This window comes from Actinoplanes teichomyceticus ATCC 31121, from assembly GCF_003711105.1.
In the GTDB taxonomy this organism is placed as follows: domain Bacteria; phylum Actinomycetota; class Actinomycetes; order Mycobacteriales; family Micromonosporaceae; genus Actinoplanes; species Actinoplanes teichomyceticus.
In genome coordinates this window covers 6,216,291-6,235,873 of record NZ_CP023865.1, presented here as the reverse complement: position 1 = coordinate 6,235,873, position 19,583 = coordinate 6,216,291, and the positions used below count along the sequence as shown (strand labels likewise).

General features: G+C 75.2%; 15 protein-coding genes. 11 read left to right on the top strand and 4 right to left on the bottom strand.

What is annotated here, in order from left to right; all coding sequences use genetic code 11:
* The first annotated feature begins 35 nt into the window (after positions 1–35).
* A complete protein-coding gene (locus ACTEI_RS39065) occupies positions 36–2,759 on the top strand; it encodes a putative bifunctional diguanylate cyclase/phosphodiesterase (protein WP_275412260.1) in 2,724 nt (907 codons plus the stop codon).
* 446 nt (positions 2,760–3,205) lie between these two features.
* Here ACTEI_RS39065 and ACTEI_RS27345 read toward each other — a convergent pair whose 3' ends face one another.
* Positions 3,206–5,980 (bottom strand): ATP-dependent RNA helicase, encoded by a 2,775-nt coding sequence (locus ACTEI_RS27345; protein WP_239082360.1) that lies wholly within the window; start codon positions 5,978–5,980, stop codon positions 3,206–3,208.
* Between the two features lie 199 nt (positions 5,981–6,179).
* Here ACTEI_RS27345 and uraD point away from each other — a divergent pair, with 199 nt between their 5' ends.
* From uraD to ACTEI_RS27315, 6 genes are all read left to right on the top strand, one after another.
* Positions 6,180–6,689, top strand: a complete 510-nt coding sequence (gene uraD, locus ACTEI_RS27340) for a 2-oxo-4-hydroxy-4-carboxy-5-ureidoimidazoline decarboxylase (protein WP_239082349.1) — start codon at positions 6,180–6,182, stop codon at positions 6,687–6,689.
* Positions 6,679–7,041, top strand: coding sequence for a hydroxyisourate hydrolase (uraH, locus tag ACTEI_RS27335; RefSeq protein WP_122980283.1), 363 nt, complete (start codon positions 6,679–6,681; stop codon positions 7,039–7,041). The genes uraD and uraH overlap by 11 nt, the downstream gene beginning before the upstream one ends.
* A gap of 13 nt (positions 7,042–7,054) precedes the next feature.
* Positions 7,055–7,906 carry a factor-independent urate hydroxylase gene (gene pucL / locus ACTEI_RS27330; RefSeq protein ID WP_239082361.1) on the top strand — a complete coding sequence of 284 codons (852 nt, stop codon included), beginning with the start codon at positions 7,055–7,057 and terminating at the stop codon, positions 7,904–7,906.
* A complete protein-coding gene (locus tag ACTEI_RS27325) occupies positions 7,903–9,255 on the top strand; it encodes an 8-oxoguanine deaminase (RefSeq protein ID WP_122980281.1) in 1,353 nt (450 codons plus the stop codon). The genes pucL and ACTEI_RS27325 overlap by 4 nt, the downstream gene beginning before the upstream one ends.
* A gap of 127 nt (positions 9,256–9,382) precedes the next feature.
* Positions 9,383–10,930, top strand: a complete 1,548-nt coding sequence (gene aceB, locus ACTEI_RS27320) for a malate synthase A (protein ID WP_122980280.1) — start codon at positions 9,383–9,385, stop codon at positions 10,928–10,930.
* A 29-nt stretch (positions 10,931–10,959) separates the two neighbouring features.
* Complete coding sequence (locus ACTEI_RS27315; RefSeq protein WP_122980279.1) at positions 10,960–12,096, top strand: DUF6986 family protein; 1,137 nt, start codon at positions 10,960–10,962, stop codon at positions 12,094–12,096.
* 208 nt (positions 12,097–12,304) lie between these two features.
* On the opposite strand, the gene ACTEI_RS27310 is transcribed toward ACTEI_RS27315, so the two are convergent.
* Entirely contained in the window at positions 12,305–12,727 is a 423-nt protein-coding gene (locus tag ACTEI_RS27310; protein WP_122980278.1) for a glutaredoxin domain-containing protein, read from the bottom strand.
* 88 nt (positions 12,728–12,815) lie between these two features.
* Between ACTEI_RS27310 and allB the strand changes: the two genes are divergently transcribed.
* From allB to ACTEI_RS27290, 4 genes are all read left to right on the top strand, one after another.
* A complete protein-coding gene (gene allB / locus ACTEI_RS27305) occupies positions 12,816–14,129 on the top strand; it encodes an allantoinase AllB (RefSeq protein WP_122980277.1) in 1,314 nt (437 codons plus the stop codon).
* Positions 14,129–15,115 (top strand): allantoicase, encoded by a 987-nt coding sequence (gene alc, locus ACTEI_RS27300; RefSeq protein WP_122980276.1) that lies wholly within the window; start codon positions 14,129–14,131, stop codon positions 15,113–15,115. Before allB ends, alc begins: the two co-directional genes overlap by 1 nt.
* Complete coding sequence (locus ACTEI_RS27295) at positions 15,100–16,260, top strand: aminoglycoside phosphotransferase family protein (protein WP_122980275.1); 1,161 nt, start codon at positions 15,100–15,102, stop codon at positions 16,258–16,260. Before alc ends, ACTEI_RS27295 begins: the two co-directional genes overlap by 16 nt.
* A 145-nt stretch (positions 16,261–16,405) precedes the next feature.
* Entirely contained in the window at positions 16,406–17,506 is a 1,101-nt protein-coding gene (locus ACTEI_RS27290; RefSeq protein WP_122980274.1) for a protein-L-isoaspartate O-methyltransferase family protein, read from the top strand.
* A gap of 81 nt (positions 17,507–17,587) precedes the next feature.
* On the opposite strand, the gene ACTEI_RS27285 is transcribed toward ACTEI_RS27290, so the two are convergent.
* A complete protein-coding gene (locus tag ACTEI_RS27285; RefSeq protein WP_187645938.1) occupies positions 17,588–18,274 on the bottom strand; it encodes a response regulator in 687 nt (228 codons plus the stop codon).
* Positions 18,262–19,539 (bottom strand): sensor histidine kinase, encoded by a 1,278-nt coding sequence (locus ACTEI_RS27280; protein WP_239082350.1) that lies wholly within the window; start codon positions 19,537–19,539, stop codon positions 18,262–18,264. The genes ACTEI_RS27285 and ACTEI_RS27280 overlap by 13 nt, the downstream gene beginning before the upstream one ends.
* Between the last annotated feature and the right edge of the window lie 44 nt (positions 19,540–19,583).

Sequence of the window (19,583 nt, the reverse complement as noted above, 5' to 3'; positions counted from 1 at the left end):
CGGCCCGGAGACTGGTGGTGATCACGACGGCGCGCTTGATCGGGACTCTGGCGCTCGCCCTCGCGGTGGTCGCGGTCGGTGAGGTCGCGGGCGCGCCCCGGCTCTACACCGACGCCGCGCAACTCGCCGCGGGCACGATCGCGGCCTGGGCCTGCCTGGTCTCGGCGCGCCGCCGGACCGGCATCCCGCGCAACTGGCGGTGGCTCGCCGCGGGCGGGCTGGCCGCCTGGTCCGCGGTCCGCCTCTGGTGGGTGGTCCAGGACCTGGCCGGGCACGCCGGCGACGCCCCGCCGACGATCTTCGACATCGGCTTCGTGGTGCTGCCGCTGTGCATGCTGCTCGGCCTGCTCGGCGTGACCCGGACCCGGCCGCGGCCGGTGCCCAGCTCGCCCCGGCGCGACCAGATCGCGCTGCTCATCGACAGCGTGCTGATCACCGGCTCGGTGCTGGCGCTGGGCTGGTCCACGGTGCCGGCCGGGGTGCTCGGCCCGATCGCCGAGTGGGGCACGCTGGCCTGGTGGGCGGCCGCGTACCCGGTCGCCGACCTGGTGCTGTTCACCATGGTGGTGCTGCTGCTGACCACCCGGCCCGACTCGCCGGCCGGGCGGCGGCCGCTGTGCCTGATCGGGGCGGCGCTGCTGGCCTTCGGGGTCGCCGACAGCATGCGGCTGCTCGGGCTCGGGCCGTCCTGGCTGCGGGTCACCGGATATCTGCTCGGCCCCGGCCTGATCGCGCTGGCGGCGCTCAGCCCGGCCCGGCCGGCGCGGATCCCGCCGGACCGGGCGGCGCTGCAGCGCGACTGGTTCCACCTGCTGCTGCCCTACGTGCCGGTGCTGGTCACCGGCGTGGTGCTGCTGGCCCGCACGGCGGCCGGGCATCCGCTGACCTCGTTCCAGGCCTACCTCGGCTGGCTGGGGCTGGGACTCGTGGTCACCCGCCAGATGATCATCATTCTGGACAACACCATGCTGCTGGACCGGGTCGCCGAGACCCAGCGGCGGCTGCACCATCAGGCGTACCACGACCCGCTGACCGGGCTGGCGAACCGGGCCCTGTTCCGGGAGCGGCTGGTCCTGGCGCTGGACGCCAACCAGCACCGGGGGACGCCGGTCGCCGTCCTCTTCGCCGACCTGGACGACTTCAAGCTGATCAACGACACGTACGGGCACGCCATGGGCGACCGGGTGCTGCACGCGATCGGGGAGCGGCTGCGGGCCTCGGTGCGGCCGCAGGACCTGGTGGCCCGGCTGGGCGGGGACGAGTTCGCGGTGGTCCTCGACCAGAGCGACACGGCGGTCGTCGCACCGGCACCGCGGCGGGGCGCGGTGTCGGCGCTGCGCCGGGCGGTGGGGCGGCAGCGGAGGTACGTGCTGTCCGCGGCCGGGATCCGGGTCTCCGGTGAGCCCGGGCAGCAGGCGGCTGCGGGTACGCCGGGTCGCCGCCGCACGGATCCGCCGGTGGCCGGGGCGCCGGAGCGGCCGGGCGGGCCGGGGTCCGCCGCTGTGCCGGCCGCTCGGTCCGGCCCCGTCGCGGCGGCTTCTTCGGCCGCTGCGGCGGTTTCCTCCTCCTCTGCCGCGGTTTCTTCCTCTGCTCCGGTGGCTTCCTCTTCTGCTGCGGCTTCTTCTTTCGTCCCGGCGGCTTCTTCGGCCGCTGGGGCGGCTTCTCCCACCGCCCCGGCGGCCTTCCCGGCCTCGATGGCGTCCGCGATCGCTTCGGCGGCACAGGCACAGGCACGGGCGTGGGCGGCCGAGGCGGACGGCGTCGGTGAGCGTGTGCTGGCCGCGCTCCGTGAGCCGTACCTGATCGACGGCCGTTCGGTCAGCGTCGGCGTCAGCATCGGGCTGGTCGCGGCCGAGCCGGGCGACCGCCTCTCCGCCGATCTGCTGCTGCGCCGCGCCGACGCCGCGATGTACGCGGTCAAGCGTCGCGGCAAGGGTGCGCTGGTCCGCTACACCGGCCCGGTCGACGGCCCGAACGCCGACCTCCCGCAACTGCTCGCCGGCGCGCTCACCGGCGGCGACCCGGCCGCGTCCGGCTTCGAGGTGCACTACCAGCCGATCGTCCGGCTCGGCGACCGCACGACCGTGGCCGTCGAGGCGCTGGCCCGCTGGACCGACCCGGTCGCCGGCCCGATTCACCCCGACGTCTTCGTCACCATGGCCGAGCGCACCGGCCTGGTCTCCGCGATCGACGACTTCGTGCTCGACCAGGCCTGCGCCGACGCCCACGCGCTGGCCGAGCGCTACGGCCGCCCGATCGACGTCCACGTCAACGTCTCCGCCGGACGGCTCGGCCGGCAGGGACTGGAGGACGCGGTCGACGCGGCCCTGACCCGGCACGCGCTGCCGCCCGGCCGCCTGGTCGTCGAGATCACCGAGACGCTGCGCATCTCCGACCTGCCGCGCGCCGCCGCGGTGGTGGAGCGCCTGCGCGCCCGCGGTGTCCGGGTCGCCTTGGACGACTTCGGCAGCGGCTACAACGCGCTCGCCCAGCTGCACGGCCTGGCGGTGGACACGGTGAAGCTCGATTCCACGCTGACCGACGTCGACACCGCCCCGGACCGGGCCGGCGCCCTCTGCCGGTCGGTCGTCGCGATCTGCGCGGATCTGGGCATCACGGTGGTGGCCGAGGGCATCGAGACGCCGGAACGGGCGGCCGCGCTGGCGCGGCTGGGCTGCGCGCTGGGTCAGGGGTATCTTTTCGGGCCGCCGACCCCGCTGGCCCAGCTCGGTGAGCCGGCCGCTCCGGGGAGTTGCTGAACGGCCCGGGTGCCGGGCGCGGCGATGATCGGTGCCGGGCGCGGCGATGATCGGTGCCGGGCGCGGCGATGATCGGTCCGGGCGCGGCGATGATCGGTGCCGGGTGCCGGGTGCCGGGTGCCGGGTGCCGGGTGCCGGGTGTCGGGTGCCGGGTGCCCGTTGGCCGGTCGCGGTGTTCGGTCCTGCCGAGGTGCCGTTCCACCCTCGTCGCCCGCGTCGTTCGGCAGCTGCGGCGTCGGCGGGCCGGGGGGCGGTGCGCGGGTGTGCGGGCCTGCCCGGCGACCGGGTTGTCGGCGGCCGGGTGTTCGGGGACCGGGGCGGTCGTCGGGTGTGTGGGCTTGGTGGGTCGGGTCGGTGGTGCGGTCATCGGGAGCGTGGGTTGGCGCGCCGGGTCGGTGGTGCGGTCGTCGGGTGTGTGGGCTTGGTGGGTCGGGTCGGTGGTGCGGTCATCGGGAGCGTGGGTTGGCGCGCCGGGTCGGTGGCGCGGTCATCGGGTCCTCCGGCCAGGGGTGGCGCGGGTAGCGGCCGCGCATCTCGGCGCGGACCTGGGGATAGCCCTGCTGCCAGAACGAGGCCAGGTCACGGGTCACGGCGACCGGCCGGCCCGCCGGAGACAGCAGGTGCAGCAGGACCGGCACCCGGCCGTCGGCCAGGCGCGGAGCGTCCCGCCAGCCGAACGCCTCCTGCACCTTGACCGCCAGCACCGGTGCGGCCGGATCGGTGTAGTCCACCCGGATCTGTGAGCCGCTCGGCACCGGGAGGCGCTCCGGGGCGACCTCGTCCAGCCGGCCCGCCACCGACCACGGCAGCAACCGTCGCAGCGCGGCGGCCACGTCGATCTTCGCCAGGTCGGCGCGCCGGCGCGCGGAACCCAGATCCAGCCAGTCCTCGGCGTGTTCGAGCAGCGCGGTGTCGGAGACGTCCGGCCAGGGATCGCCGAGGGCGGCATGCGCGAACGCCAGCCGGGCGCGCAGGTCCCCGGCCGCGCGGCTCCAGGTCAGCAGGCCCAGCCCGGCAGTGCGCAGTCCGGTGCGAAGCGCGTCGCGCAGCGCGGCCGGATCCGGGTCGGTCAGCCGGGTGCTGGACAGCGTGATCGCGCCGAGCCGCTGCACCCGGCGGGCGACCACGTCGCCGTCGGCCCAGCCGATCTCGGTGTCCGAGCTGAACAGCGCTCCCGCCACCTCATGCGCGGTGGCCTCGTCGAGCGGCGCGGCGCTGCGGATCCGTGCCGTGCGCGCGCCGGAGGCCCGGTCGGCGGCGGCGACCGCCAGCCAGTGGGTCCCGGCCAGCGAGCTCTCCCCGGGCAGTTCGGCCGCGGTGCCGCCGGCCATCAGGTAGGAACGGCCGCCCGGCTCCCGGACCCGTGCCACGCGCTCGGGAAAGGCGAGCCCGACGACCAGCCCGGTGGCCAGGTCGTCGGCAACCCTGGAACCAGCCGTCCCGGCCGAGGCGACCGGCCGCCCGGAAGCGGTGCCCGTGGGGTCGGGCAGCTGCCGCCCGGACTCCGGTGCCGTGGCGGAGGGCAGAGGCGCTCCCTCGGAGCGGGGAACCGGTGGTGCGGCGAGATCGGCGACCGCGGAAGCGGCGAGCGGCGCGGCAGTGCCCGGCTCCGAGTCGCCGGGCTGCGAGTCGCCGGGCAGCGAGTCGCCGGGCTGCGAGTCGCCGGGCTCCGAGGCGCCGGGCAGCGAGTCGCCGGGCTCCGACGCACCGGCCGGCTGTGAGGCGCCGGCCGGCTGCGGCGCGTCGGGCGTGGCGGCTGCGGTCAGCCGGCGGACCTCGGAGCGCCACGCCGGGGCGTTGCCGGCCCGGGCCCGCCGTACCGCCGCTGCCAGGTCGTCCGGCACGGTGCCGGGGTCGTCGAGCACCGCGATGATCTCCGCGGCCCGCCGGGCGCCGACCAGCGCGGCGCCGTCCAGCAGGGCCCGCGCCAGCCGCGGATGCAGACCCGCGGCGGCCAGGGTGCGCCCGCGCGGGGTGACCCGGCCCTCGGCGTCCACCGCGCCCAGGTCGTGCAGGGTCGTGGTGGCGGCGCGCAGGGCGCCCGGTGGTGGCTGGTCGGGCAGGGCCAGGCCGCTGCCGTCGGGATCGCCCCAGAGCGCCAGGTCGAGCGCGAAGCCGGTCAGGTCGGCCGCCGCGATCTCCGGCTCGGGCTGGGCCGGAAGGCGCTCGTGCTGAGCCGCCGACCAGCACCGATACGCCCGGCCGGGCGCCTCCCGTCCGGCCCGGCCGGCTCGCTGGACCGCCGCCGAGCGGGACACCGGGACGGTGACCAGCGCGCCCAGCCCCCGGGAGTGGTCCATCCGGGGCACGCGGCTCAACCCGCAGTCCACCACCGCGCGCACTCCGGGCACGGTCAGGCTGCTCTCGGCGATCGAGGTGGCCAGCACCACCCGGCGGCCCGGCCCGGGCCGCAGCGCGGCGTCCTGCGCGGCACCGGACTGGCGGCCGTGCAGTTGCAGGACATCGGCCGCGACGTCGCGCAGCCGGTCGGCGACCGTGTCGATCTCCCGGGCGCCCGGCAGGAAGACCAGCACGTCGCCGTCGCCCTCGGCGAGCGCGCGGCGGGTGGTGGCCGCCACGTGGTCGAGCAGTCGCGGATCGACCCGCAGGCCGTGCGGCGGGGCGAGCGGACCGGCCGGTGGTGACCAGAGCGTCTCGACCGGATGGGTGCGGGCCTGCGCGGTGATCACCGGGGCCGGCCGGCGCGGCGGACCGAGCACCGCGGCGAGCCGGTCGGCGTCGGCGGTGGCGGACGTCGCCAGCAGCCGCAGCTCGGGACGCAGCACCCCGCGCACCTCGATCAGGAAGGCCAGCGCCAGGTCGGAGTCGAGATGCCGCTCGTGGCACTCGTCGAGGATCACCACCGACGTGCCGGGCAGCTCGGGATCGCGCTGCAGGCGGCGGACCAGCAGACCGGTGGTGACCACCTCGACCACGGTCCGCCGGGAGACCCGGCGCTCGCCGCGCACCGCATAACCCACCCGCTCGCCGACCGGCTCACCCAGCAGCGCGGCCATCCGCCGGGCGGCGGCGCGGGCGGCGACCCGGCGTGGCTCGGCGACCAGCACCCGGCCCGCGTCGGCCAGAGCGAGCGGCACCAGCGTGGTCTTGCCGGTGCCGGGCGGCGCGACCAGCACGGCGGCTCCGGCCTCGGCGAGCGTGGCGGCGACCTCCGGCAGCAGGGCGCGGACCGGGAGATCGGGCAGGGCGTCGGCGGGGATCAGCACGCGGACAGTCTCGCCCATCCCACCGGCGACCTTCCCGGCGCCTGTGGACAGCCGCCGGTTGTCCACAGGGCGGCGCTCGGACCATGTTTCCGGCCCGGGATCGTGGCAGGGTGGCCTTGTTGATTTCTCGCTCCGCCGGTGCCCGGGGCGGAGTTCGCCTGCTGCACTGATCGACAGGGAAGAGGGAGGTGCGGTGTTGACCCCCGTGGAGACGTTCAACGAGCTGCCGGCCGAGCACCTGACCGGACAGCTGCTGGCCTGCCTGGCGGCCCCGGCCTGGGGTGCCGAGATCGCCGCCGGGCGACCGTATCCGGACCGGGCCGCGATCATCGCCGCGGCCGACGCCGCCGCCCGCGCCCTCAGCTGGGAGGACGTGCTGCGGGGCCTGTCCGCGCACCCGCGGATCGGCGAGCGGGCGGCCGGTGACTCGCGCGAGGCGGCCTGGTCCCGGGCGGAGCAGTCGGCCGCGGGGCGCAGCGCCGACGACGCGACCGGGGCCGCGCTGGCCGAGGCCAATCAGGCGTATGAGGAGCGGTTCGGTCACGTGTTCCTGATCTTCGCGAGCGGCCGGAGCCGGGGCGAGATCCTGGCCGCCGCCCGGGAGCGGCTCGGCAACGACCAGAGCACCGAGCGGACGATCGTGGCGGAGGAGCTTCGCAAGATCGCCAGGCGGCGGCTGGAGCGGGTGCTCGATGCCCTCTGACGCCGGCACCGCGGCGGCCGCTCACGCCCGCATCTCGACGCACATCCTGGACACCGTCACCGGCGAGCCGGCCAGGGACGTCTACGTGCGGCTGGAGCGCCGCGACGCGGACGGCTGGCTGACCGTCGGGGAGGGGCGCACCGACGACGACGGCCGGCTGCGTTACCGCGTGCCGATGCGTGACTGGCAGGCCGGGGGTTACCGGCTGCTGTTCTACGTGGAGCCGTATCTCGGCGGCCAGTGCTTCTTCCCGGAGATCACGGTCGCGTTCCACGTTCACGACCCGGACCGTGACTATCACGTGCCGCTGCTGCTCAGCCGCTATGGCTACACCACCTATCGAGGGAGCTGACCCGTTGGCGATCGTGCTCGGACCGAACCGTTACGGCAAGGCGGAGACCCGGCTGGTCCGGGTGCACCGGGACGGTGACATGCACCGGCTGGTGGACTTCACCGTCGGCGTCGCGCTCGCCGGCGACCTGGCCGCGACCCACCTGACCGGCGACAACTCCGGCGTGCTGCCCACCGACACGATGAAGAACACCGTGTACGCGTTGGCCAAGCAGCACGGCGTCGATGAGCCCGAGACGTTCGCGCTGCTGCTGGCCCGGCACTTCATGAAGACCCAGGGGCGGTTGACGTCGGCGCGGGTGAGCGTCGAGTCGTTCGGGTGGGACCGGCTCGGCCCGCACTCGTTCCGGCGGCGCGGCGAGCACACCCGCACGACCGCGGTCACCGTGACCCGGGAGGCCACCCAGGTCGTCTCCGGTGTCACCGGGCTGGTGCTGCTGAACACCACCGCGTCGGAGTTCCACGGCTTCGTCAAGGACCGGTACACCACGCTGCCGGAGACCACCGACCGCATCCTGGCCACCGCGGTGGACGCCAGATGGCGTCACCTGGGGGACGAGGCGGACTGGGGCAGGTCGTTCCAGGGCGCGGTGGACGCGATGACCGGCGCGTTCGTCAACACGTACAGCTACTCGCTGCAGCAGACGCTGATGGCGATGGGCACCATGGTGCTGGCCGGCCGCCCGGAGATCGCCGAGATCCGGTTGGCGCTGCCGAACAAGCACCACTACCTCGTCGACCTGTCGCCGTTCGGGCTGGACAACGACAACGAGGTGTTCATCGCCGGCGACCGGCCGTACGGGTTGATCGAGGGCACCGTGACCCGGGACGACGTGCCGCCGGCCGATGCGCAGTGGTACCTGTGATCCGGATCGAGAACGTCGCGGTCGCGACCGTCGACGCGGCCGGCACCGAGCACGCCGACGGCCATGTGGTGGTCGGTGACGACGGCCGGATCGTGGCGGTCGGGGCCGGCCGGGCCACCGGGTTCGACGCCGCCGAGCGGGTCGACGGCCACGGCTGCCTGGTCACGCCGGGCCTGATCAACACCCACCACCATCTGTACCAGTGGGCGACCCGGGGCCTGGCCCTGGACGAGACCCTGTTCGGCTGGCTGACCACGCTCTACCCGATCTGGGGCCGGCTGGACGCGGAGATCGTCGGGGCGGCGGCCGGTGCCGGGCTGGGCTGGCTGGCTCTCTCCGGCTGCACCACCAGCATGGACCACCACTACGTGTTCCCCCGCGAGGGCGGCGACGTGCTGGCCGCCGAGATCGAGGCGGCGCGGCGCATCGGCCTGCGGTTCCACCCCACCCGCGGGTCGATGGATCTGAGCCGCAAGGACGGCGGGCTGCCCCCGGACCACGTGGTCGAGGACACCGACGAGGCGCTCGCCGCCACCGAGGCGGCGATCGACCGCTGGCACGACCCGTCGCCGGACGCGATGCTGCAGATCGCGGTCGCGCCCTGCTCGCCGTTCTCGGTCACCACCCGGCTGATGACGGAGGCCGCGGCGCTGGCCCGGCGCAAGGGGGTGCGGCTGCACACCCATCTCGCCGAGACCGGCGACGAGGAGGAGTTCTGCCGCAACCAGTTCGGCTGCACCCCGGTGGAGTACGCCGAGCGGGTCGGCTGGCTCGGCGACGATGTCTGGCTGGCGCACGGCGTGCACCTGGACGACTCCGCGATCACCCGGCTGGGCGCCACCGGCACCGGCGTGGCGCACTGCCCGAGCTCCAACGCCCGCCTCGGGGCGGGCGCGGCGCGGGTGCGTGAGCTGCTCGACCGGGGCGTACCGGTGGGGCTGGGGGTCGATGGCGCGGCCTCGCAGGAGGTGTCGCATCTCGGCGCCGAGCTGCGGCAGGCGCTCTACACCGCGCGGCTGCGTGGCGGGCCGAAGGCGATGGACGCGCGCGAGGCGTTGCGGCTCGGGACCATCGGCGGGGCGCGTTGCCTGGGCCGGTCCGATCATCTCGGGTCGCTGGAGGTGGGCAAGCTGGGTGACCTGGTGATGTGGCGGCTCGACGGGCTGGGGCACGAGGGGATCGACGACCGGCTGGCGGCGCTGGTGTTCGGGCCGCCGGCCCGGGTCGAGCTGGCGCTGGTCGGCGGCCGGCCGGTGGTGAAGGGCGGTGAACTGGTCAACGCCGACGAGGAGACGCTCACCGCGGGGGCGCGGCGGGCACATCGCCGACTGCTGGAAACGGAGCGTTAGCGATCGATGTCCATCGCGTGACGGCCGGATACCAGGTGTGATCTTCTTGGCTCGCGCGACCGCTGACGCCGCACGGGTGCACCACTACGCTACGCGGGAGTAACCACACCGAGAGGAGCCGTCAACGATGACCGAGATCCTGTCCGATGAGGCTGTGGCGTTCGTCGCCGATCTGAACCGCCGCTTCCGGCCGCGCCGGAACGAGCTGCTGCGGGCGCGGGCCGCCCGGCGGGCCGAGATCGCCGCCGGGGCCAGCCTCGGGTTCCTCACGGAGACCGCGGACATCCGGGCGGCCGAGTGGTCCGCCCCGCCGGCGCCGGCCGACCTGCGGGACCGCCGTGTCGAGATCACCGGGCCGACCGAGCGGAAGATGACCATCAACGCGCTCAACTCGGGCGCCAAGGTCTGGCTGGCCGACCTGGAGGACGCGAACACGCCGCACTGGTCGAACGTGGTCGACGGGCAGCGGAACCTCCACGACGCGATCCGGCGGACGATCCGCCTGGAGACCGACCGCAAGACGTACGAGCTGAACGGCGGCCCGTACCCGACCATCGTGGTGCGCCCTCGCGGCTGGCACCTGGACGAACGGCACCTGCCGGTGGACGGCGAACCGGCGGTCGGCGCCCTGGTCGACTTCGGGCTCTACTTCTTCCACAACGCCAAGGAACTGCTCGAACGCGGCAGCGGGCCGTACTTCTACCTGCCCAAGATGGAGTCCCACAAGGAAGCCGAGCTGTGGAACGACGTCTTCACCCACGCCCAGGAGCGGCTGGGCATCCCGGTCGGCACCATCCGGGCCACCGTGCTGATCGAGACCATCCCGGCCGCGTTCGAGATGGAGGAGATCCTGTACGCGCTGCGCCCGCACATCTCCGGGCTCAACGCCGGGCGCTGGGACTACCTGTTCAGCATCATCAAGTACTTCCGCGACAACCCGCGGATGATCCTGCCGGACCGCGCCGCGGTGACGATGACCGCGCCGTTCATGCGGGCCTACACCGAGCTGCTGGTCTCCACGTGCCACAAGCGTGGGGCGTTCGCCATGGGCGGGATGGCCGCGTTCATCCCCAGCCGGCGTGACCCGCAGGTCAACGAGGTGGCGCTGGCCCGGGTGCGCGAGGACAAGGAACGCGAGGCCGCGGACGGCTTCGACGGCTCCTGGGTGGCCCACCCCGACCTGGTCCCGATCTGCCGGGAGATCTTCGACGGCGTGCTCGGCGACAGGCCGAACCAGCTCGGCAGACTGCGCCCGGACGTCGCGGTCGAGGCGGCCGACCTGCTCGACGTCGCCGCGCTGGGCGCCCAGGTCACCGAGGCGGGCCTGCGCAACAACGTCAACGTCGCGCTGCAGTACGTGGAGGCGTGGCTGCGCGGCAACGGCGCGGTCGCGATCCACAACCTGATGGAGGACGCCGCCACCGCGGAGATCTCCCGCTCGCAGATCTGGCAGTGGATCCACAACGACGTCAAGCTGCCGGACGGCACCCCGATCACCGCCGAGCTGGTCGGCCGGATCGAGGACGAGGAGCTGGCCACGATCCGGGCGGCGATCGGGGACGAGGCGTGGACCGCGGGACGCTTCGACGACGCGCGCAAGCTGTTCGAGCGGGTCGCCCTCGCCGACGAGTTCGCCGACTTCCTGACCACCGCGGCCTACGACTCGATCGACTGAGACCGCAGCCGGCAGCGGGGGAGGGTCACATGCGCCTGTCCGATCATGATTATGCCGAGATCGACCGGCGCCTGGCCGCCCACGACGCGTTCCTCCGGGCCCGGTACCCGGGGGAGCGCGCCGGGCGGCAACCGGTGCACACCGTCTACGTGCCCGCCGACCGGCTCCACGACTTCCGGGACTGGGGCGCGATCGCGCTGGCCGTGATGGACGAGCACGACTTCCCGTGGCCGGACGATACGGTCCGCGCCAAGCTGGCCCGCGAACCGATCGAGGATCTGCGGGTCGACTTCGAGGACGGGTACGGCGTACGCGACGACGCCCAGGAGGACGCGGCGGTCCGCAGCGTCGCGGCGATCCTGCGGGCCGGGCCGCGCCCGCCGTTCCTGGGGCTGCGGATCAAGTCGCTGGAGGCGGCCACCCGGCGCCGTGCGCTGCGCACCCTGGACCTGTTCCTGGACTCCTACCAGGACATCTGCACGATCACCCTGCCCAAGGTCAGCGGTACCGACCAGGTCGCGGCGATGGTCGCGGTCTGCGAGAAACTCGAACGCGGGTACGGCCTGAGCGCCGGTGCCCTGACCTTCGAGATCCAGATCGAGCTGCCCGCCGCGGTGCTCGCCGCGGACGGCACGGCCACCGTCGCCCGGCTGATCACCGCCGCCGGCGGGCGGTGCACCGGCCTGCACTACGGCACGTACGACTACAGCGCCGCGGCCGGGGTGGCCGCCGCCCACCAGTCGATGGATCATCCGGCGGCCGACCACGCCAAAGCGGTGATGCAGGCGGCCGCCGCGCAGACCGGGGTGCGCCTGTCCGACGGCTCCACCAACATCCTGCCGGTCGGCGAGCGTGACCAGGTGCACGCCGCGTGGCGGCTGCACCACCGGCTGGTCCGCCGGTCCCTGGAGCGTGGCTACTACCAGGGCTGGGACCTGCACCCGGCCCAGCTGCCGAGCCGGTACGCCGCGACGTACGCGTTCTTCCGGGAGGGCCGCGACGCCGCGGTCTCCCGGCTGCGCCGCTATCTCGACCGGCAGGACAGCGGGATCATGGACGAGCCGGCCACCGCCCGCGCCCTCGCCGGCTACCTGCTGCGCGGCCTGGACTGCGGCGCCCTGACCGACGCCGGGTTCCCGCCCGACCAGCTCACCGCGCTGCTCTGACCGGCGCCGGCTTCCGGTGTGCCGGGCCGGCGGCGGGGTGCTGAGGGGCGTCGGTTTTCGGTGTGTCGGGCTGGCGGCGGGGTGCTGAGGGGCGTCGGTTTTCGGTGTGTCGGGCTGGCGGCGGGGTGCTGACCGGCGCCGGCCTTCGGCGTGCCCGGCTGGCGAGGCCGGCCGGCAGCCACCGGACTTCCCCCGCGGCGGGGGCGCGCTAGACGGCCCGCAGCCGCTCGCGCACCCACTGGGGGTCGGGATTGACGTGCCCCTCACCGTCCAGGACGACGGTCGGCACGGTCTCGTCGCCACCGGTGATGCCGCGGACGACCGCGGCGCCCTCCGGGTCACGCCAGATGTCGACCCACACCAGCCGGGCCGCTTCCGGGCCCAGCCGGGCGCGCAGGCGCAGGCAGTACGGGCAGCCGGGACGCCAGTAGACCACCGGCCGGCCGCTGCCGGCCGCCTCGGCCACCGGCACCGGGCGCGGGAAGATCAGCGGCGACGTGACCAGCGCCAGCACCAGGAAGATCGCCAGCAGGACCGCCGCCGCACCGGGCGCCTGCTGGGCCAGCTTGGCGGCGGCGACGATCGTCCCGCAGACCGCGCTGAACAATGCGAGTCCCCACCTTCGCGCCATGAGACCAGAGGTTACGCGAGGAAACCCGGCGCCCATGATCGCGGGCGCGGGGGCGTCGCCGGAAACAAACCGCCGCTAGGGTCGGGCCATGGTCGAGCTCGTGGTGCGGTCCCGCCGGGCGATCACGCCGGGCGGTGAGACCCCGGCGGCGGTGGAGGTCGGCGCCGGGCGGATCGTCGCGATCCATCCGTACGACGCGGGGGTGAGCGCCGCCGAGGACGTCGATCTGGGCGACACCGTGCTGCTGCCCGGGCTGGTGGACACCCACGTGCACGTGAACGAGCCGGGCCGTACCGAGTGGGAGGGCTTTGCCACCGCGACCAGGGCGGCCGCGGCCGGCGGCGTCACGACCATCGTCGACATGCCGCTGAACAGCCTCCCGCCCACCGTCGACGCCGCCGCGCTGGAGGTCAAGCGGGCGGCGGCGACCGGACAGTGTCACGTCGACGTGGGCTTCTGGGGCGGCGTCGTCCCCGGCAACGCGTCCCGGCTGCCCGCGCTGCACGACGCCGGGGTGTTCGGCTTCAAGGCGTTCCTCGCCGATTCCGGGGTCCCGGAGTTCCCGCCGGTCGACGCCGGCCAGCTCGGCGCGGCGATGCGGGCCGTGGACGCGCTGTTCGTGGTGCACGCCGAGGACCCGGGGCGCCTGCGCGAGGCGGCCGGCTCCACCGCGTACGCCGATTTCCTCGCCTCCCGCCCGGCCGACGCCGAGAACGCCGCGGTCGCGACCGCGATCGCGGTCGCGCGCGCCGCCGGGCGGCGGGTCCACATCCTGCACCTGTCGGCCGCCTCCGCGCTGCCGCTGATCGCCCGGGCGCGCGCCGAGGGGGTACGGGTGAGCGCCGAGACCTGCCCGCACTACCTCACGCTGGACGCCGGCCGGATCCCGGACGGCGCCACCGAGTTCAAGTGCTGTCCGCCGATCCGCGACTCGGCCAACGCCGACCGGCTGTGGGCGGCCCTGGCCGAAGGGCTGATCAGCTGCGTGGTCAGCGACCACTCGCCGTGCACCCCGCAGCTGAAGCGGCGCGACACCGGCGACTTCGCCGCGGCCTGGGGCGGCATCGCGTCGGTGCAGCTCGGCCTCCCGGTGATCTGGACCTCCGCGAACGCCCGCGGGCATCCGCTCACCGACGTGGTCAGCTGGATGGCGAGCCGCCCGGCCGATCTGGTCGGGCTGCGGCACAAGGGCCGGATCGCGGCCGGTGCGGACGCCGACCTGGTGGCGTTCGACCCGGACGCCGAATTCGTGGTCGATCCGCACGCCCTGCACCACCGCAACCCGGTGACGCCCTACGCGGGCCGGACCCTGCGCGGCGTGGTCCGCGCCACCTGGCTGCGCGGGCGGCCGGTGACCGGCGCCGTGCCGCACGGCCGGTTGCTGGATCGAAAGGAGCGCTGATGGCCGACTTCACCACGCTGCCCGACCTCGCGTCGCGGGCCTTCGGCGGGGGCGTCGTGCTGGCCAGCGACGAGTTCTTCGCCGCCGCCGACCATCTGGTGCTGCCGTCCGCGCCCGGGCACGCGCCGCGCACCTTCGACCACCGGGGCCAGGTGTACGACGGCTGGGAGACCCGTCGCCGCCGCAGCCCGGGACACGACTTCGCGGTCGTCCGGCTGGGCACGCCCGGGGTGATCCACGGGGTGGAGGTCGACACCGCGTTCTTCACCGGCAACTACCCGCCGTACGCGTCGCTCGACGCGGTCGCGCTGCCCGGCTATCCCGGCCCGGAGCAGCTCGCCGCGGCCGACTGGGTCGCGCTCGTGTCGCGCCGGGAGCTCGGGGGTGACCGTGCGAACCGGTTCGCGGTCACCGACCGGCGCCGGTTCACCCACGTACGGCTCAACATCTACCCGGACGGCGGCGTGGCCCGCCTGCGGGTGCACGGCGTGGTGGTGCCCGACCCGGCGCTGCTGCCGAAGATCTTCGACGTGGCCGCGGCCGAGTACGGCGGACGCGTCGTCGACTGCAGCGACATGTTCTACGGCCATCCGCAGCGGATGCTGATGCCCGGGCTGGCGCAGAACATGGGCGACGGCTGGGAGACGTCCCGGCGGCGTGACGACGCCAACGACTGGGTGCTGGTGCAGCTGGCCGCCCCGGCCCGGCTGCGTTTCGCCGACCTGGACACCAGCCACTTCAAGGGCAACGCCCCGGGCTGGGCCGCCCTCACCGGCGTCACCGCGGACGGCGACCACGTCGAGCTGCTGCCCCGCACGGCCCTGCGCCCGGACACCGCGCACCGGTTCCCGCTGGTCAAGGCCCCACAGGTGGGCCGGGTGCGGCTGGACATCTTTCCCGACGGCGGAATGGCGCGGCTGCGTCTGCACGGGCGCGCCGATCGTGGGCACCTGTGGGCCAGAATGAGGCAATGCGTCGAACCGTGACCCTGGTGCTGGTCGACCCGGCCGGCGTGCTGCTCGGCGCGCTGCCGCCGTTCCCGGTCGCCAGCCCGTGGTGGCAGGACGTGGCGGAGGTGGTCGCCGGGGCCGGCGTGGAGGTGACCGTGCTGCGGCTGCTGCACGCCGACCGGGAGGCGCCGCCCGGCGGGCACGTCACCTACCTGGCCGAGACCCGGGAGCGCCCGGACGATCTGATCCCGCTCGGCGCCGACCTGGTGCCGCACGCGCTGCGCGCGCCGTGGGCCGAGCCGGGCGGGCCGGCCGCGTCGCTGGCGTGGGCGTCCGGGGTGCTGGACCGGCTCGGGTTCGGCACGGTCACCGCCCACCAGCAGCGCACCTGGAACCTGTCGGCGATCTGGCGGATGGACGGCCCGGACGGCCCGGTCGCCTGGCTCAAGCAGGTGCCGGCCTTCTTCGCGCACGAGCCGGCGGTGCTCGGCCTGGTCGCCGACGTGGCGCCGGACCTGGTGCCGTACGTGCTGGCGGCCGGCCCGTCCGGGCGGATGCTGCTCACGCACGTGCCCGGCGCCGACCGGTACGGCGCCGGCCCGGAGCTGCGCGCGGCGATCGGCGAGCTGTTCCACCCGGTGCAGGCGCACTACGCCGGCCGGGTGCGGCAGCTGCTCGCCGCGGGCGTGCCGGACCGCCGCCTGGACGCCGAGCGGTTCGCCTGCGTGGCCGAACCGTACCTGGGTGACATCGCCGGGCTGGCCGACCTGATCGACGGGCTGCCGCACCGGCTGGCCGCGGTCGCCGACTGCGGGCTGCCGGACACCCTGGTGCACGGCGACCTGCACCCGGGCAACGTGCGCACCGACGCCGACGGCCATGTCGTGATCATCGACTGGGGTGATTCCGCGCTCGGCAACCCGGCGTTCGACCTGCTGCGGCTCACCGAGGGCATGGACGCGCCGGAGCCGATCGTCACGGAGTGGGCGCGGCGCTGGCGGGAGACCGTGCCCGGCTGTGATCCGGAGCGGGCGGCCGAGCTGTTGCGGCCGGTCGCCGCGCTGCTGGGGGCGGCCACGTACGCCGGGTTCCTGGCCCGCATCGAGCAGTCGGAGTGGCCGTACCACGCCGGTGACGTGCCGGACCGGCTGGCCGCGGCGGTGGCGGCCGGCGACCGCTGACGCACTCCGGCGCCGCCGCCGGTCGTGTCACGTGCCGGGGCCATCGTCGACGCCGGGCACGGCCCGGCCACCTCGCCGAGCGCGACGCGCAAGCCGGGTCGCCGCCGGCCGCCGCACGGGCGCCGGGTTACGTACCGCGGCAGGCATGGCGGATGTACGGCGCGACTTCGTCGACGAGATCCGGCACGACGGCGTACGGCTGCCGCCGCGGCTGGCCGAGGCCTTCGCGAGCGTGCCCCGCGAGCTGTTCGTGCCGGACGGCTTCCACCGGCGCGACGGCAGCCGGGTCGTGCCGGGCGACCCGGAGTTCCTGCGCTCGGTGTACCGCAACGACGTGCTGGTCACCAAGCTGGACGGGGACGTGCCGGTCAGCTCGTCCAGCCAGCCGTCGCTGATGGCGCTCATGCTGGCCGGGCTGGACGTGCGGCCCGGGATGCGGGTGCTCGAGATCGGGGCCGGGACCGGTTACAACGCCGCGCTGCTGGCGACGCTCGGGGCCGAGGTGACCAGTGTGGACGTACAGGAGGACGTGGCCGCGCGGGCGCGCGGGGCGCTGCGGCGGGCCGGCATCGCCGGGGTGCGGGTCGTCGCCGGCGACGGTTACCTCGGCACACCCGATTCCCGGTACGACCGGGTCGTCGTGACCGTCGGCGTCGCCGGCTTCTCCCCGCACTGGTTCGAGCAACTCGCCCCGGGCGGCTTCGTGCTCGCCCCGATCGAGCACGCCGGGCACCATCCGGTGCTGGCCACCCGGCCGGCGGACCCGATGACCGCCACCGTGCTGTGCCCGGCCGGTTTCATGAGCGCGGCCGGCCCGCTCGGCGCCCGCCACGCGGGCAGCCACCCGCCGTCGCCCGGCACGCTGGCCGGACTCACCGGCGCCGCGCCGGCCCGGTGGGGGTCGCTGGACGTGGTCGTCTACCGCGATCTCTGGTATGCCGCCGGCGCCTGGCACCGGCGCGCCACCCTGGCATCGCTGCCCGACCGTGAGCAGGGCCACCTCGCCCTGCTCGACGCGACCGGCGCCGGTGGCGCGGTGATCCTGCCGGACGGCGCGGTCCTGGCCGGCGGCGCGGAGGCCGAGCGGTACACCGCGGTCGCCACCGCGCTGATCGACCGCTGGTGGCGCCTGAACCGCCCGCCCATCCGCGCCTGGCGGATCACCCTCGGCCCCGGCGGCGCCCCCGGCACGCCGATCCTCGTCCCCCGGACGTGGGAACTCCCGCCGGGAAGCGAACGGGCCTGATCTCCACCCCGGTCTGCCGCGAGCCCGCCGCCGGCCGGGCGCGACCCCGGCGATCCGCCCCCCGGATGACCGCAGCGCCGGTCATCCGGCGTCCTCCCGCGGAGTGAAGCGGAGCCAGGCCAGCACGGCCATCACCCGCCGGTTGGTGTCGTCGGTCGGCGGCAGGCCCAGCTTGGCCAGGATGTTGCCGACGTGTTTGCCGACCGCGGTCTCGCTGACGAACAGCGCGCTCGCGATCGCCGAGTTCGACCGCCCCTCGGCGATCAACCCGAGCACCTCGCGTTCCCGCGGCGACAGTCCGGCGATCGGGTCCCGGGGGCGGTGCAGCAGCCGCCGCACCACCTCGGGGTCGACGACGGTGCCGCCGGCCAGCACGGTGCGCAGCGCGGCGACGAACTCGGCGATGTCGGCCACCCGGTCCTTGAGCAGGTATCCCACCCCGTCCCCGGTGCCGATCAGGTCCGAGGCGTACTCCTCCTGCACGTACTGGCTGAGCACGACCACCGGCAGGCCCGGGCGCTCCTGTCGCAGGCGCACCGCGGCCCGCAGCCCCTCGTCCCGGAAACCGGGCGGCATCTTGATGTCGGTGATCACCAGGTCGGGCCGGTGCACGCCGACCGACACCATCAGGTCCTCCGCGTCGCCGACCGCGTCCACCACCCGGAAACCGAACCGGCCCAGCACCCCGATCAGGCCCTCGCGCAGCAGCACCCCGTCCTCGGCGAGCACCACCCGGCTGTCGGCGGCCACCGGGTTCACCGCGGACATGGCAGCTCCACCCGCAGCAGGGTCGGCCCGCCGGCCGGGCTGGCCAGCAGCAACCGGCCGCCGGCCGCCGCCACCCGGTCGGCGAGCCCGGTCAGCCCGCTGCCGCCGGACGGGTCGGCCCCGCCCCGGCCGTCGTCCTCGATCTCCAGGTCGATCCGGGCGCCGCCGCCGCGCACCCGGACTCCGGCCCGGGTGGCGCCGGCGTGTTTGGCCACGTTGGTCAGCGCTTCCGCGGCCACGAAGTACGCCGTGGTCTCGATCCCCTCCGGTGGCCGCGTGCTGAGCCGGGCATCGACCGTCACCGGTACCGGCGAGCTGGCGGCCAGCTCGCGCAGCGCGGCCGGCAGTCCGAGATCGGTCAGCACCTGCGGGCGGATCCCGTGCACCAGGTCGCGCAGCACCACCATCAGCTCCTTGGCCTGGGCGTGCGCCAGCCCGAGCGGGCCGGCCGCGGGGGAGTCCTCCGGCAGGTCCAGGCGGGCCATGCCCAGGTGCAGGGTGAGGCTGGTGAGCCGGTGCTGGGCGCCGTCGTGCAGATCGCGCTCGATCCGGCGGCGTTCGGCGTCGAACGCGTCGGCGAGCCGGGCCCGCGACTGGGCCACCTCGCTGAGCTGGTCGCGCAGCGGATCACCGGCGCCGAGCAGCCGGCGCAGCAGCATGGCGTGCCCGGCGGCGAGCGCGCCGGCCAGGTAGAGCAGGGCGGGCGTGAGCAGCAGCCCGACCAGGCAGACCGGGATGCTCGCCGGCCCGCCGCCGTGCACCCGGTAGGCGCCGAGCTGCCAGGTGCCGGAGGTCAGCGGGCTGGCCAGCATCATCGTGTCGATGAGCAGCGCCACGCCGGCGCCGACCAGGATCGGCGGGGCCAGCACGGCGAGCAGCACGGTGTAGAGCGCCGCGCGCCAGGTCGCCTCGGCACGCAGCAGGGCGGCCAGCCCGGCCGGTCGGCTGCCGCGCAGCGGGCGCGGGTCGACCAGGCGCAGACGGCGCCGTTCCACCGCGGCGACCCCCGGCGCGGTCAGCGGCGCCCCGACGGCCAGCAGCACGGCGGCGACCACGAGCAGCAAGCTCACGGCCGGGTCGGGCAGCCGGCCGTGGCCGATCTCGCGGACCGCCACCAGCAGCGGGAGCAGCAGCAGCCAGACGCCGCAGGCCAGGGGAGCGGCGACGACCGCGGTGGTGGCCAGGAACAGCGACGATCGCCACGGCCAGGCGGTGAGCAGATAGCGGCGGTCGCGAAGGGCCGCGTGCAGGCTTGTGGTGGACACGGACCCACCGTAGGCAGCCGGTCGGGTCCGGCCCATCCCCCTGG

Coding starts and splice junctions, on each gene's coding strand:
- alc (WP_122980276.1), top strand. CDS start 14,129: ATGGCCGACTTCACCACGCTGCCCGACCTCGCGTCGCGGGCCTTCGGC.
- ACTEI_RS27290 (WP_122980274.1), top strand. CDS start 16,406: ATGGCGGATGTACGGCGCGACTTCGTCGACGAGATCCGGCACGACGGC.
- uraH (WP_122980283.1), top strand. CDS start 6,679: ATGCCCTCTGACGCCGGCACCGCGGCGGCCGCTCACGCCCGCATCTCG.
- aceB (WP_122980280.1), top strand. CDS start 9,383: ATGACCGAGATCCTGTCCGATGAGGCTGTGGCGTTCGTCGCCGATCTG.
- ACTEI_RS27295 (WP_122980275.1), top strand. CDS start 15,100: ATGCGTCGAACCGTGACCCTGGTGCTGGTCGACCCGGCCGGCGTGCTG.
- allB (WP_122980277.1), top strand. CDS start 12,816: ATGGTCGAGCTCGTGGTGCGGTCCCGCCGGGCGATCACGCCGGGCGGT.
- ACTEI_RS27315 (WP_122980279.1), top strand. CDS start 10,960: ATGCGCCTGTCCGATCATGATTATGCCGAGATCGACCGGCGCCTGGCC.
- ACTEI_RS27285 (WP_187645938.1), bottom strand. CDS start 18,274: ATGTCCGCGGTGAACCCGGTGGCCGCCGACAGCCGGGTGGTGCTCGCC.
- ACTEI_RS27310 (WP_122980278.1), bottom strand. CDS start 12,727: ATGGCGCGAAGGTGGGGACTCGCATTGTTCAGCGCGGTCTGCGGGACG.